This is a genomic window from Candidatus Stoquefichus massiliensis AP9, from assembly GCF_000455285.1.
Classification (GTDB): Bacteria; Bacillota_I; Bacilli_A; order Erysipelotrichales; family Coprobacillaceae; genus Stoquefichus; species Stoquefichus massiliensis.
Genome location: NZ_HG005285.1, coordinates 230,287 through 244,361 on the forward strand (window position 1 = coordinate 230,287; position 14,075 = coordinate 244,361).

Annotated in this window: 15 protein-coding genes; 1 reads left to right on the plus strand and 14 read right to left on the minus strand. The window is 32.7% G+C overall.

Going from position 1 to position 14,075, the window contains the following annotated elements; genetic code table 11:
* The 10 genes from larC to BN350_RS03390 form a co-directional block, all read right to left on the minus strand.
* Positions 1-662: nickel pincer cofactor biosynthesis protein LarC (gene larC / locus BN350_RS18430; RefSeq protein ID WP_044600092.1), on the minus strand; the 662-nt coding region annotated here is incomplete at its 3' end.
* Complete coding sequence (gene larB / locus BN350_RS03350) at positions 663-1,403, minus strand: nickel pincer cofactor biosynthesis protein LarB (RefSeq protein ID WP_028042311.1); 741 nt, start codon at positions 1,401-1,403, stop codon at positions 663-665.
* Positions 1,393-2,175 carry an ATP-dependent sacrificial sulfur transferase LarE gene (gene larE, locus BN350_RS03355; RefSeq protein WP_147573515.1) on the minus strand — a complete coding sequence of 261 codons (783 nt, stop codon included), beginning with the start codon at positions 2,173-2,175 and terminating at the stop codon, positions 1,393-1,395. Before larE ends, larB begins: the two co-directional genes overlap by 11 nt.
* Positions 2,176-2,185: 10 nt before the next feature.
* Positions 2,186-3,124, minus strand: coding sequence for an ABC transporter substrate-binding protein (locus BN350_RS03360; protein ID WP_044600093.1), 939 nt, complete (start codon positions 3,122-3,124; stop codon positions 2,186-2,188).
* A gap of 11 nt (positions 3,125-3,135) precedes the next feature.
* Positions 3,136-3,903, minus strand: coding sequence for an ABC transporter ATP-binding protein (locus tag BN350_RS03365; protein ID WP_028042314.1), 768 nt, complete (start codon positions 3,901-3,903; stop codon positions 3,136-3,138).
* Positions 3,904-3,913: 10 nt separating this feature from the next.
* Positions 3,914-4,948: a FecCD family ABC transporter permease gene (locus BN350_RS03370; RefSeq protein ID WP_028042315.1), complete on the minus strand. Its 1,035-nt coding sequence runs from the start codon at positions 4,946-4,948 to the stop codon at positions 3,914-3,916.
* A gap of 88 nt (positions 4,949-5,036) precedes the next feature.
* The gene (locus tag BN350_RS03375) at positions 5,037-5,435 is read right to left on the minus strand and encodes a DUF3842 family protein (protein ID WP_028042316.1); all 399 of its coding nucleotides are present in this window, start codon (positions 5,433-5,435) and stop codon (positions 5,037-5,039) included.
* 195 nt (positions 5,436-5,630) lie between these two features.
* Complete coding sequence (locus tag BN350_RS03380; protein ID WP_028042317.1) at positions 5,631-6,755, minus strand: aldo/keto reductase; 1,125 nt, start codon at positions 6,753-6,755, stop codon at positions 5,631-5,633.
* A gap of 132 nt (positions 6,756-6,887) precedes the next feature.
* The gene (locus BN350_RS03385; RefSeq protein WP_028042318.1) at positions 6,888-8,543 is read right to left on the minus strand and encodes a DAK2 domain-containing protein; all 1,656 of its coding nucleotides are present in this window, start codon (positions 8,541-8,543) and stop codon (positions 6,888-6,890) included.
* A gap of 12 nt (positions 8,544-8,555) precedes the next feature.
* Positions 8,556-8,912, minus strand: coding sequence for an Asp23/Gls24 family envelope stress response protein (locus tag BN350_RS03390; protein WP_028042319.1), 357 nt, complete (start codon positions 8,910-8,912; stop codon positions 8,556-8,558).
* Positions 8,913-9,215: 303 nt separating this feature from the next.
* Between BN350_RS03390 and rpmB the strand changes: the two genes are divergently transcribed.
* The gene (rpmB, locus tag BN350_RS03395) at positions 9,216-9,401 is read left to right on the plus strand and encodes a 50S ribosomal protein L28 (RefSeq protein WP_028042320.1); all 186 of its coding nucleotides are present in this window, start codon (positions 9,216-9,218) and stop codon (positions 9,399-9,401) included.
* Between the two features lie 95 nt (positions 9,402-9,496).
* Here rpmB and BN350_RS03400 read toward each other — a convergent pair whose 3' ends face one another.
* The 4 genes from BN350_RS03400 to dnaK all read right to left on the minus strand — a co-directional run bounded on the left by BN350_RS03400 (position 9,497) and on the right by dnaK (position 14,069).
* On the minus strand, positions 9,497-9,820 hold the full coding sequence (locus BN350_RS03400; RefSeq protein ID WP_028042321.1) for a TfoX/Sxy family protein: 324 nt from the start codon (positions 9,818-9,820) through the stop codon (positions 9,497-9,499).
* 58 nt (positions 9,821-9,878) lie between these two features.
* Positions 9,879-10,952: a C45 family autoproteolytic acyltransferase/hydrolase gene (locus tag BN350_RS03405; protein ID WP_028042322.1), complete on the minus strand. Its 1,074-nt coding sequence runs from the start codon at positions 10,950-10,952 to the stop codon at positions 9,879-9,881.
* Positions 10,953-11,077: 125 nt separating this feature from the next.
* On the minus strand, positions 11,078-12,202 hold the full coding sequence (gene dnaJ, locus BN350_RS03410; RefSeq protein ID WP_028042323.1) for a molecular chaperone DnaJ: 1,125 nt from the start codon (positions 12,200-12,202) through the stop codon (positions 11,078-11,080).
* A 49-nt stretch (positions 12,203-12,251) separates the two neighbouring features.
* Positions 12,252-14,069, minus strand: a complete 1,818-nt coding sequence (gene dnaK / locus BN350_RS03415) for a molecular chaperone DnaK (protein WP_028042324.1) — start codon at positions 14,067-14,069, stop codon at positions 12,252-12,254.
* Between the last annotated feature and the right edge of the window lie 6 nt (positions 14,070-14,075).

The following is a 14,075-nucleotide window of genomic DNA, read 5'->3' on the forward strand; positions in this document are numbered from 1 at the left end:
TTTGATGCCAATTCAGCAATAATTGCAGCACCTGTTGGTGTCACTAATTCCGTATCAATATCTATTTGACGAGAAATAACATGACTTGCTGCAAAGATTTCACTCGTTGCTGGAACAGGTACAGCAATTGTTCCATGTGCACATTCGATAAAACCATAACCATCATTAACAATACTACTATAAATCACATCAGGTTTAATTTTTTCTATTAAGATCACAGTTCCTATAATATCAACAATTGAATCAATGGCTCCCACTTCATGAAAATGAACATTTTCTAATGGTTCATTATGGACTTTACTTTCAGCTAAAGCTACTCTTCTAAAGATTCTTTTTGCTAAGTCTTTTGCATTGACATCAATAGCACTCTTATCAATAATTTTCTCAATATCATACAGATTACGATGTTCATGATGGTGATGATGCTGGTGCTCATGATCATGATGATGTTCATGGTGATGATGTTCTTCTAAAACCACATTGACATGGGTTGCTGTTATGCCGTTCTTAACTTGGGTTGATACATCAATATGATAACCATCAACATGAAGTTTATTTAATTCATCAATCAATTCTTCTTTGTTATCTACTAATTCAAGTAATGCTCCTAAAGTCATATTTCCACTAATACCACTGTTGCAATCAAAATATAATGCTTTCATTTATCTTTTTCCTCCTAAACAATTTATTGAATGAGCCATATATCCAGCTCCAAATCCATTATCAATATTCACGACACTCACACCACTTGCACAGCTATTCAACATGGCAAGTAATGCTGATAGTCCTTTAAAATTGGCTCCATATCCTATGGATGTTGGAACAGCAATGACTGGTTTATCTGTTAATCCACCCACAACCGAAGCCAATGCTCCTTCCATTCCAGCACAGACAACAACAACATTCGCTGCCTGAATAGTCTCTAATTGCAAAAACAAACGATGAATACCTGCAACACCAACATCACTAATTAACTCGACTTCGTTTCCTAAAAACTGTGCTGTCACATAAGCTTCTTTAGCAACAGGTAAATCTGATGTTCCTGCACAGACAATCACAATCTTTCCTTTATTTTGAATTTGTGGATGTTGATTGTACAGAAATGTTTGAGCCATTTCATCATATTCAAAATTAGGATAGAGATGATGAAGATACTGATATTTATCAAAAGCAATTCTTGTAGCAAGGATCATATCTGTTTCATGATCTAACATATTTTGGATAATACCTGCAATCTGCTCCTTTGTTTTACCAGCACCATAAATCACTTCACCCACTCCAGTTCTTTTTTGTCTATCAAAATCAATGTTAGCATAATCTATAGGATGATCTATCAATTCACTTGCTTCTTCAATAGACATCTCATGATTTTTAACTGCTGTTAGTATTTCTTTAACTTTCACGATCAAATCCTCCACTCTTTATTCCCTCTAAATCTAAAGTCACATAACGAAATCCCAAATCCTTTATTTTCTGAATAATATTATGATGTTTAAGAATCACTTCATATTGAGATGGCTCCATCTCAATACGTGCCAGTTGATCTTGAACACGGACTCTCACATGTTTGATCCCTATTTCATGTAAAAGTTTTTCTGCCTGATCCACTTGATTTAATTTGTCTTCTATAAGAAGCGTATCATAATCAAATCGTGAGGCTAAGCAAGCATTGGCTGGTTTATCAAAGGTTGGCAACTGTAAATCCTGAGAATAATTTCTGATTTCTTGTTTTGTCATTTGACACATAGATAATGGTGATAAGATTCTTAATTCCTGACATGCCTGAATACCAGGACGATATACTTTTTGATCATCAGCATTTTGTCCATCTAAGACATATTGAAAGCCCTGAAGTTTTGCGGTTTCTATGACTTTTGACATAATCGTTTTTTTACAAAAATAACATCGTTTCTTATCATTTTCTCTAAACTCTTTGATACTCAATACATCGACTTCAATCTCTTTATAATGAACATCTTTTAATAATTGATGAGCTGATAGCCAATCTTCTTTTGACATCATGACTCCATGACATATAATAGCCAAAACATTGTTTTTACCTAATACACGCAAAGCCATTGATAATAGAAAATGAGAATCACAACCACCACTATATGCAATAGCAACCTTTTGATATCCTTTTAATATATCTTCTAATTGTTTTATTTTATTCATAGCTACCTCCCTAGAATAAATCCGGATAGAAACCTTTGGCTAATGTTTCTACAGCATAAGCCATACGATCTCCTGGTAGTACACTTTCTAATGCAATAGATACAATATGATTATTTTTCACACAGTCTAATTGAGATAAAGCTGGATCATTTTTAATTTCATTAATTTTTTCTTGTAAAGATGGACTATCATAATCATGGACAACAATCACATCAGGTTGTCTTGACAAGACTTCTTCACTGCTGACAGTTACCCATTGTGCATCTTTTAAGTCATCAAAGATATTTTGTCCACCTGACTGTTGAATTAATAATGATTCAAAATTCGTTCCACTACATGTAAAAACACCATTTCCTCCACTATCATAAACCAAAACTTTGACTGGTTTATGTTTTGAGACAATCTCTTGGACATTTTGAATACGTGTTTTTTGATTTTGGATGAATGTTTCGGCTTTTTCTTCAATATGAAATATTTTTCCAAGGTCTTTGATTTCCTGGTAGATTTCTTCTAATGTCGTTGCACTATTAATATATGTTTTGATACCAAACTGTTCTAATTCATCAAGACTTAAAGCCTCTTCTCCAAATTCCCAATCAATGCCATAAATAAAATCTGCCCCACTTGTCATAACCGCTTCTCTTGTAGCAGAAGAATAGTTTAATTCAGGAATCTTGTTATAAGCTTCCTTATATTCCTCTAAGGGACCTCGGCTATGATTATCTAATGAATTTCCAATGATATAATTTTCTAAACCTAAAGCACAAAATAGTTCACTGCAATTAGGTCCTAATGTTAAAACTTTTTGAGGTATATCATTGATTTCAACAGTTCTGCCATAGTTTTGTATAATTAATGCATCCTGTTTGGATTGATTGGCTTGTGACTGTTGACAACCTGTTAATGTAATCATTAACATTGTAACTAATAATAATTTTATTGTTTTCATAATCTTCTCCTTTATATGCTAGGTAAAAATATAATATGTGGTTTTTGTGTTATAGGATGAATGCTGACTTCCGCATTCACATGAAAGACCTCTTGAATCATTTTTGAAGTCATTAATTCTTTTGGTGTTCCATGATCATATATTTTCCCATTCTGTAATATATAAATATAATCACAATATTGACTGGCTATATTTAAATCATGGACTGCTGATAAAATAGTTAAATCTAAACTTTTGACAAGTTCAAATAACTGTAACTGATAATAGATATCTAAATGATTTGTTGGTTCATCGAGAATAAGAAATTCTGCTTCCTGACATAATGCTCTGGCTAATAAAACCCTCTGTTTTTCACCACCAGATAATTCTGTATAATTCTTTTGACGATAATCTTCAAGACCAACTTGTTTTAATGCATGTATGAGTGCCTCCTCATCTTTTTGATTATCTAATTCAAAAATTTTTTTATATGGTGTTCTTCCCATCTTGACAATATCTTCTACTTTAAAATCAAATGAGACTTCATTTTCCTGTCCAACAACTGACATCATCTGTGAAGATTTCTTATAGTTCATAGACAGTATGCTCTCTTCATTAAAAAGAATTGTTCCACTTTTTGGTTTTAAAGCACGATAAATATTCTTTAATAAGGTTGACTTACCACTACCATTAGGGCCAATGACTCCAACAAAACTTTTAGGATGAACTTGTAGAGTGACATGATCTAAAGCATGGTCTTGTTCATATTGAAAATATAAATCTTTAACATCTAGTTTCATCATATCACTCCTATCTTAATTGTTTCTTTCTTAATAATATAATAAAGATGGGTCCACCAATAATAGCTGTCAAAATACCAATAGGCAATTCTTCTGGTGCCAATATCATACGTGCAGCCACATCTGTCCAAATGACCAAGATAGCACCTAAAATAGCACTTAATGGTAAAACTTTTTTATGATCACTTCCAACTAATAATCTGGCAAAATGAGGACACATTAATCCAACAAACCCAATTGATCCACTGACTGCAATGGTGACACCTGCTAATAATGATGAAATCAAGATTAACAATTTCTGCATACGTTCTACATGCACACCTAAAGTACCTGCTGTTTGATCTCCTAACAGCAATACATTCAATGTACGGTAATTCGCGATTAATACACCCATACAAATGATCATTGTCACTAATGGAAGTGTCAAATAATCCCATTTTGCTCCTGCAAGACTTCCTGACATCCAAAACTCTGCATTATGCAACCCTAAAGCATTAGGTGCGCTTAATGTGATCATTTTGGTTATCCCATCCATAATCATTGATATGGCTACACCCGATAACAGTAACTGTGTCATGTTAATCTTTCCTTTTATTCTAGATAACATATAAACCAAAATAATAGTCATAGCCGCTCCAATAAAGGCACTCAATGATAAACGATAAGCTCCTAAAAAAGCAAATGTTCCAAACAACATATCCAAAGTCGCAAAAGCAGAAGCTCCTGATGACACTCCCAAAATAAATGGATCAGCCAATTGATTTCTCACCAGTGCTTGCATCGCAACACCGCAAATAGCCAGTGATGCTCCTACAATGGCTCCTAATAAAACTCTTGGCAAACGTAAAAGTAAGACTGTATTTTGTTCTATCAATGTCCAATCTGATGCCATCACAGATTCTCCAAACAGTTGCACTATGATAATTTTCAATGCTTTGATCATTGGAATCCTCACTGGTCCCAAAGTTGTTGCGATGACAATCGACAATAATAAAATCATTAATAAAAAGATAATCACCTTAGAAAACGATAATTTCTTTAACATTCTCTTCCTCCTTTCCCATAAAAAAACGTATACATCAATAACGATTACAGTTTCTACTGTTTCATCGTTACTTCATGTATACGATATTTTAAATATTTAACATGTTTATTAATTCATCAATATATTGAGGTATTGAAGATGTTTTGACTCCTACAATATGAGCACTACACTTACTAATAGGTATCAAGTATTTCTCTGCTTCACTCTCGCTAACAGCTTGTGCAATACGGGGTGATATTTCTCCATACATTGAATTGGCAAAAGCAATACCAATAGGTCCTATGACAATACTGGCATGTAAGACATTATAGACAACTGCATTCTCTCCAGTTGCGATAATATCCGCACCACCTTTTTTTAAATTCGTTGTCGCAATACTATTGGTTCCTACACCAATAATTGTAATATCTTTATTTTTTTCTTTTATAGCCGTGATGACACTTTTTCCAATACCGCCACCTTGACCATCTACAACAACAATTTCCATGTCTACCTCCATCTCTCATCATGTTATCTATAAACTTCATGTTTATAACGCCTTTGCTATAACAATCATAAGATATTTATAGTGTATCACCTAGAGTACACTCTAAGTCAATAGAAATTTCAACTTTTTTATTTCATTTTCATTAAATCGTACAAAACAATAAGAAAACAGAAGAATGACTTCTGTCTTCACCGATTATTTTTCAAAATGATTAGCTACATCCTGTAAGTATTCAATAATTGGTAAATGTTGTGGACAGACTCTCTCACATTGACCGCAACCAATACATTCACTTGCCTTTCCAAATGTCTTTGTTAAATTGGCATAATACTCACCTTGTGGTGTCCAGCCTTTTTCTTCAATTTCTTGTAAATCTGCATTATATAATGAAAAATATTTTGGAATCGCAATTCTCATTGGACAACCATCTACACAATACGCACAACCTGTACATGGAACAGTAATTGTAGAATTGATGATATCAACAGCTTTATAAATCAATTGATATTCTTTTTCATTTAATGGTTCAAAATTCATCATATAACCTGTATTATCCAATAACTGATCCATATCACTCATACCACTTAAAACCATCATGACATTATCTAAACTCGCAGCAAAACGAATCGCCCATGATGGAATAGACATCTCTAGTGCACATTCTTTAAACATCTTTTCAACATCTTCAGGAACTTTTGCAAGCGTTCCACCCTTGACTGGTTCCATCACAATAACTGGTTTTCCATGCTTTGTTGCCACTTCATAACATTGACGAGATTGAACACCTGCACTATCCCAATCTAGATAATTGATTTGTAATTGAACAAATTCAAATTCTGGATGTTCAGTTAAGACTTTATCTAATAATTCTGGTCCGTCATGATAAGAAAAACCAATTTTTTTCACTAATCCCTGATTCTTTTTTTCTTGAATCCAATGAAAACAATCTAACTTATTATAAACTTCAATACTATGTGTATTGATATCATGTAATAAATAATAATCAAAATATTCTACACCTGTTTTATTTAATTGTTCATTAAAAATAAGATCTCTATCTTCTTTTGTTTGAATAAAACCAGAATGAAGTTTTGTTGCTAAAGTATATTGATCTCTTGGATATCTTTTCACTAATACTTCTTTTGTCGCATTTTCACTATTGAAACCACAATACATCCATGCAGTATCAAAATAAGTAAATCCTCTTTCAATAAAAGTATCAACCATTTTCTTTGTTTCTTCTAAATCAATTTGAGATGGATCATTATCATCTAATGATGGTAACCTCATTAATCCAAAACCTAATTTTTTTGTATTCATTTTTTCTTCCTCCCTCTGCCATTATTATACTTCTTGGAGTTCACTCCATGTCAATGTTTTTCAAAATATTAAAAAAAGAACTGAATGTTCAGTCTTGAATACTACACTGAATTCAGTTCTCTCTTATTTTTCTTATTCGACTCCAACAATAAATGAATAAACTGGTTGTTTTCCATTGACACATTCTAATTCAGCATCAAAGTTTTCTTCTACATATTCTTCAATCTCAGAAACTTCATCATCAGTCACATCTTCACCATAAATCAATGTAATGATTTCAGCATCTTCATCAACTAATCCCTTTAATGTTTCCTTTAAAGCATCTAACTTATTTGGTACACATGCAGTAATACTCTTACCACATAATGCCATATACTGATTTGCTTTAATATCAACACCATCAATATTTGTATCTTTAATTGCAAATGTGACTTCACCAGTCTTAACATTAGCAATAGCTTCACTCATTTCTTCGATGTTCTCATCCAATGAAACTTCTGGATTATACATGATACAAGCAGATAATCCTTGTGGAATTGTCTTAGATGGAATAACTTTGACATCAACTTCATCTTCTAAAATAACAGCAGCCTGCTGTGCAGTCATCACAATGTTAGAGTTATTTGGCAAAATAATAACATGTTTAGCATTCACATCACGAATAGCCTGAACGATGTCTTCAGTAGAAGGATTCATTGTTTGTCCTCCACTGACAACATAATCACAATGAAGTTCTAAGAACATATCTTTAATACCTTCACCAGCAGCCACACTAATAATAGCAACTTCTTTTGCTTCTCTTTGAGGAATAACAGGCGTTGCTTGGGCAGTAGGTGTAGCATTCGCTTCTAAAATTGTATTATGCTGTTCTTGCATATTTTCAATCTTTAATTTAATAAATTCACCATATCTTTGTGCAACATTTAAAGCATTTCCTGGTTTTAATGTATGCACATGAACTTTCACAATATCTTCATCCTGTACAACAACAATACTATTTCCTGGAAGTCTTTCTAATTCATTTCTCAAACTTTCTTCTTTGAAGGCTTTGATTTTACCTGGATCTAATCTAAAGATAAACTCTGTACAATAACCATATCCTTCTTCACTATCAGTTTCTACATCAACTAAAGCTTCTTTTGTAGAATCACCTTTAATTTCTACTTTTTCAATTTCTTCACCTGCTAAAGCAGCCATAAAACCAGTAAACACTAAAAGTAATCCAGCACCACCACTATCAACAACACCAACTTCTTTTAATACTGGTAAAAGTTCTGGTGTTCTTTCTAATGATAATTCTGCTTCTTTAACAAAATATGAAAAGACATCTTCAATTTCCATATCATCTTTTGCATACTTAACAACAGCATCACTTGCTTCTCTGATAACAGTTAAAATCGTTCCTTCTACAGGACGCATAACTGCCTTATAAGCAACCTTAGCTCCATTTTTAAATGCAGCTGCTAATTCTACAGCATTGACTTCTTTTTTACCCTCAAATGCCATAGAAACACCTCTAAAAATCTGAGATAAGATAACACCTGAGTTTCCTCTTGCTCCCATCAATAAACCTTTAGATAATTTTTTAGCAACTTCATAAATATCTGCCGATTCAATTTTTTCAATTTCACTTGCTCCAGCATTGAATGTCAATGACATATTTGTTCCTGTATCTCCATCAGGTACTGGGAAAACATTTAATGCATCAATTTCCGGATGATTATTGTGAAGCACAATTGCTCCAGTAACAACCATCTCTCTAAACAGATTACCGTCTATAACCTTCATGTTCAACCTCCATTAATCCGTAACACGAATGCTTTGTACAAAGACATTCACAGCTTCAATATCTACATCCAAAGTTGTTTCCAATACATACTTTACTTTCTTTTGGACTTCATAAACAACTTCAGAAATCTTAACTCCATACCCTACAATAATATATACGTTAAGAATAATCCCAGTTTCTCCATCTTCCACAACAATCCCTTTAGAATAATTGTCTTTTCCTAACAAATCATAAAAACCATCTTTCATAATTTTTTGACTTGCCATTCCAACAACACCATAACATTCAGTGGCAGCACCACCAGTAATACTTGCGACAACATCTAATGAAAGATTAATATCACCTAAATCAGTTGTTTTTTTGATCATACCTATTCCTCCGATCTTATTAAACTTATATATAGTTATCTATATTATATCTTATTTTTAAATTATTGACAAACATTTCACACATAATGCATACGAATTATACCCCACTTAAAATCACTTGTAAATGAAAATTACAAAAAATGTTGAAATATTCACATATTTTATTTATCATACAAATATAAACTTAATCAATAGACATAAATATCATTTACAAAAAAATTAAAAAAAGGTTTGCAATTTTTAAATATTAATGATATTATACTAAAGTATGTGAAAGACAAGTTGCAAAGGATGGTGAAAATAATGGCTAGAAAATGTGAAGTTAGTGGTAAAGGACCAATGTCTGGTAATACTCGTTCTCACGCATTAAACTCTTCAAGAAGAAAATGGAATGTCAACTTACAAAAAGCTACTATTTTAGTCAATGGTAAACCAAAGAAAGTAAAAATTTCAGCGAGAGAATTAAGAAGTCTTAGAAAAAGCGCTTAATCATAAAGATTGCATCCGATGGATGCTTTTTTTATTATATTCACTCTTTTTTCTTTTATTCCATTTCGCATTTATATGAAGAAAAGCCATAGCGATTATGCTTTGACTTTTCTTCTTTTCTTAGGAACAGGGATAACCTGTTCCAATATTTCAACAACTTCTCTTACATGATCACGATTATCAATATCTAAAATATAGTGTTCTTTACTTCCTTCGTAGGGTATACCAATTGATGCATCATGCATCAATTCATGAAGACATTCTATTTTTTTTATATAAACTGTATTATCACAAACCAAAAGAACTGGTTTATCATTAACATAAACCATATACTCACCAAACATCTTACGATATCTTAATTCACCTATACCATTCAATTGTTCACAAACATACTCTATGTATTCTAATTCAGTCGCCATATTTGTCCTCCTCATTATTCATTATATTAAAGTAAAAGAAAAAGTACAATCATTGTACTTATTTTAATGAAAATTCATGTGCAGATTCATTATACTTTCTACCCATAATAATTTTTGCTGTTAAATCAGTATTATTATAAATAACTGACCATTGCGTTGCACTGTCTTCACCACGATCATTTTTATGCCAATCAGAAGAAGCGGCATTTAATATATCCATACCGTCTTTTTCATCTTCAACAATCCCTTGATTCTGATCTAAAATCGTTTTCATTTTCTCATAACGATCTTGCCCATGTCCAAAATCATAATCACCAGGTGTTAACAAGAAATTAGTAGCCATCTGATATGACTTCTCAGACTTTACAATGCTTATTTCATTATGGATATATTCAACAACTACACTCTTTCCACTTGCATCAGCAATTTGAAAATGGTAAGCACTCTTTGCTGAAGAATGCATATCATATTGTTTTAATAAAGATATAGCTTCTTCTACAGTTGCTGCTTTATCTAAAACAAGTCTAACAGCTGTTGTTGTTGTAATATCAACTTTATCTGTTTGCTGATTTGTTGCATCATCTGGTATCAGCAAAACACCAATTGATAATCCCTTTTCATTTAATCCATCTAATGGTGCATAAGGTGCAGCCAATGTTGTCATTTGTTTCATTAATGAATCAGGCTGTCTTTCTTTATTAAATCCTAAAAATCCTAAATTAACAATAGACATCGATGCATAACCATTATCTGGTTTTGTTTTTACAAATAATGCTGGTGAATAAGTTAAATCAAAATTTCTGCCAAATATTTTATCTCCATCTTTTGTTGAAGCATTAAACGTTGAACAACCCAAATTAGGAATTGAAAATTCAACTGGTAGTCCTTTCAATAACTTCTTCACAACAAAATCAACCAGTTCTCCATCACTGCTTGCCCCTGTTTTTAAAAAATCATCAAAACCATAATCTCCATCGTATTCCATTGTATAAAGTGTATAATCATCCACTTTCTTTAAAGACATCAAAGTCGATATCTCATGTCTAAACATTCCATAAAAAACGCCACCCACAACCAACACAAAAACAATAACACCAATGAATACTCTCTTTAATATTTTCTTCCAATTCATACTTTTCCTCCATTTACACAACGAACTGTATTATAACAGAGAAAACACCAATGTCAATATACTTCAATATATTTAATTAAAATTTTAAAAGTATATAGTAAAAAAAGATAGAAACACTATCGTTTCTATCTCTTAAATCCTTTTTTAAACTGATCAAAAATAGAATCCTTTTTACCAGCTTTTCTTAACTTATTAAATAAATCTTTCTCTTCACGTGATAATTTTGTTGAAATCTTCACATCAATTTTAACAAATTGATCACCATAATTATCACCACGTAAATCTTTCACACCTTTACCTTTTAAACGTAAAGTTGTTCCTGGTTGCGTTCCTTCAGGCACTTTTAATGTCACATCCCCATTAACAGTAGGAACATCAACCTCACATCCTAATGTTGCATCAACTGCTGAAATAGGAATTGTAATATAAATATTCTTTCCATCACGTTGGAAATGCTGATGTGGCTTCACATAGATTTCTACATATAAATCTCCATTAGGTCCACCATTAGCTCCACGATGTCCTTTTCCTTGAACACGTAATTGCTGATGTGTATTAATTCCAGCAGGTATATTTAATTCAACTGTAATATTTTTATTAACATATCCATTACCATGACAATGTGAACATTTTTCTTTAACAACTTTTCCTGTTCCATGACAATCTGGACATGTTGTTTGATTCACAAATGTTCCAAATGGTGAACGTTGTTGTGTACGAATTGTTCCTGTTCCACCACATTTTGAACATGTTTGGAAATCATTAGGCGTTTTCGCACCCGTTCCATGACAATGAGAACATTGTTCATCATAATTAATTTTAATTTCTGTTTTCTTCCCTTTGATAGCATCCATGAAGTCAATCTCTAATTGAACATAACGATCTTCTCCACGCATTGGCCCACTCTTTCTTTGACGCTGTGATCCACCACCAAAGAACGAACCAAAGATATCTCCTAAGTCAACATCCTCAAAACCACCAAAACCTCCAGAGAAGCCACCAGCACCACCAAAGCCACCAGTTTGATCAAAGGCCGCATGACCATAACGATCATATGCAGCTTTCTTATTGTCATCAGACAAAACATCATAAGCTTCTTGAACTTCTTTAAACTTTTCTTCTGCTCCAGGATCTTTATTGACATCAGGGTGATATTTTTTAGCCATCTTACGATATGCACGTTTTATTTCATCAGCGTTAGCACTTTTAGAAACACCAAGCACCTCATAATAATCTCTTTTTTCAGCCATATTCTCACCTCTTGACTAGATAAAACCAAGGCAAAGCCTTGGCTTTATTTTAATTTTTTTCTGTAAAGTCTGCATCAACAACATCGTCATCATTTGAAGCAGTGCTTCCAGCATCTCCTGTAGGATTAGTTCCTTGAGATTGTTGATATTGATATGCTGCCATTTGTTGAGCAACTTGTTCTAATTCTGACATTTTTGCTTCAAGTGTAGCCATATCATTGTTATCTAAAGCCTTTTTCAATTCATCTTTTAAAGCAGTTGCTTGTGTTTTTTGATTTTCATCAATCTTATCACCTTGTTCTGCTAATGCTTTATCAATTTCATTAATCATTTGTTCAGCTTTATTTCTTGTTTCAATATCTTTACGTTTTTGTTCATCATCAGCTTTATGTGCTTCTGCTTCCTTAACCATTCTATCAATTTCTTCATCACTTAAACCAGTTGAGTTTTGAATTGTGATAGATTGTTCTTTTTGAGTTTTCATATCTTTTGCTTTAACATTAACAATACCATTAACATCAATGCTGAATGTCACTTCAATTTGAGGAACTCCTCTAGGAGCTGGTTCAATACCATCTAATTTAAATAAACCTAATTGTTTATTATCTTTAGCCATAGATCTTTCACCTTGTAATACGTTGATATCAACAGCAGGTTGATTATCTGCAGCTGTAGAGAAGATTTGTGATTTTGTTGTTGGAATTGTTGTATTTCTTTCGATTAATACAGTCATAACTCCACCCATTGTTTCAATACCTAATGATAATGGTGTAACATCTAATAAAACGATATCTTTTACATCACCAGAGATAACTCCACCTTGGATAGAAGCTCCCATAGCTACAACTTCATCAGGATTTACAGATTTATTAGGTTCCTTTCCTAATAATCTTTTAACAGATTCTTGAACTGCAGGAATACGAGTAGATCCACCAACCAATAAAACTTGATCAATTTCACTTGCACTCATACCAGCATCACTTAATGCTTGTTTTACAGGTCCTTCAGTACGTAATACTAAATCATGAGTTAATTCATCAAATTTAGCTCTTGTTAATGTTAATTCTAAGTGTAATGGTCCAGCAGCACCAGCAGAGATAAATGGTAATGAAATCTGAGTTTGCATCATACCAGATAGATCCTTCTTAGCTTTTTCAGCAGCTTCTTTTACACGTTGCATTGCCATCTTATCAGCACTTAAATCAACACCTTGATCTTTTTTGAATTCAGCAACAATCCAGTTCATGATCTTTTCATCAAAGTCATCTCCACCTAAATGATTATCACCAGAAGTTGATAATACTTCAAACATACCATCAGCTAAATCCAAGATAGATACGTCAAATGTACCTCCACCTAAATCATAAACCAATACTTTTTGTTCTTTATCTAATTTATCAACACCAAATGCTAACGCTGCAGCAGTTGGTTCGTTAATAATACGTTCAACTTCTAATCCAGCAATTTTACCTGCATCTTTTGTTGCTTGACGTTGAGCATCATTGAAATATGCAGGAACAGTAATAACTGCTTTTGTAACTGTTTCACCTAAGTATGCTTCTGCAGTTGCTTTTAAATTTTGTAAAATCATCGCAGAAATTTCTTGTGGTGTATATTCTTTACCATTTACACTTTCTTTATGACTTGTTCCCATATGTCTTTTAACTGACATAACTGTATCTTTGTTAGTAACAGCTTGACGTTTTGCAGCTTCACCAACAACAATTTCTCCATTTTTGAAAGCAACAACTGAAGCAGTTGTTCTTAAACCTTCAGGATTAGCAATAACTTTTGCTTCACCATTTTCCATAACACTTACACATGAGTTTGTAGTACCTAAATCAATACCAATAATTTTATTTCCCATAATATA

What these genes read in the sequence shown, in the direction of transcription:
- larE (WP_147573515.1), bottom strand. Translation starts at nt 2,175, where the DNA reads ATGAATAAAATAAAACAATTAGAAGATATATTAAAAGGATATCAAAAG.
- BN350_RS03360 (WP_044600093.1), bottom strand. Translation starts at nt 3,124, where the DNA reads ATGAAAACAATAAAATTATTATTAGTTACAATGTTAATGATTACATTA.
- BN350_RS03365 (WP_028042314.1), bottom strand. Translation starts at nt 3,903, where the DNA reads ATGAAACTAGATGTTAAAGATTTATATTTTCAATATGAACAAGACCAT.
- BN350_RS03370 (WP_028042315.1), bottom strand. Translation starts at nt 4,948, where the DNA reads ATGTTAAAGAAATTATCGTTTTCTAAGGTGATTATCTTTTTATTAATG.
- BN350_RS03375 (WP_028042316.1), bottom strand. Translation starts at nt 5,435, where the DNA reads ATGGAAATTGTTGTTGTAGATGGTCAAGGTGGCGGTATTGGAAAAAGT.
- BN350_RS03380 (WP_028042317.1), bottom strand. Translation starts at nt 6,755, where the DNA reads ATGAATACAAAAAAATTAGGTTTTGGATTAATGAGGTTACCATCATTA.
- BN350_RS03385 (WP_028042318.1), bottom strand. Translation starts at nt 8,543, where the DNA reads ATGAAGGTTATAGACGGTAATCTGTTTAGAGAGATGGTTGTTACTGGA.
- BN350_RS03390 (WP_028042319.1), bottom strand. Translation starts at nt 8,912, where the DNA reads ATGATCAAAAAAACAACTGATTTAGGTGATATTAATCTTTCATTAGAT.
- rpmB (WP_028042320.1), top strand. Translation starts at nt 9,216, where the DNA reads ATGGCTAGAAAATGTGAAGTTAGTGGTAAAGGACCAATGTCTGGTAAT.
- BN350_RS03400 (WP_028042321.1), bottom strand. Translation starts at nt 9,820, where the DNA reads ATGGCGACTGAATTAGAATACATAGAGTATGTTTGTGAACAATTGAAT.
- BN350_RS03405 (WP_028042322.1), bottom strand. Translation starts at nt 10,952, where the DNA reads ATGAATTGGAAGAAAATATTAAAGAGAGTATTCATTGGTGTTATTGTT.
- dnaJ (WP_028042323.1), bottom strand. Translation starts at nt 12,202, where the DNA reads ATGGCTGAAAAAAGAGATTATTATGAGGTGCTTGGTGTTTCTAAAAGT.
- dnaK (WP_028042324.1), bottom strand. Translation starts at nt 14,069, where the DNA reads ATGGGAAATAAAATTATTGGTATTGATTTAGGTACTACAAACTCATGT.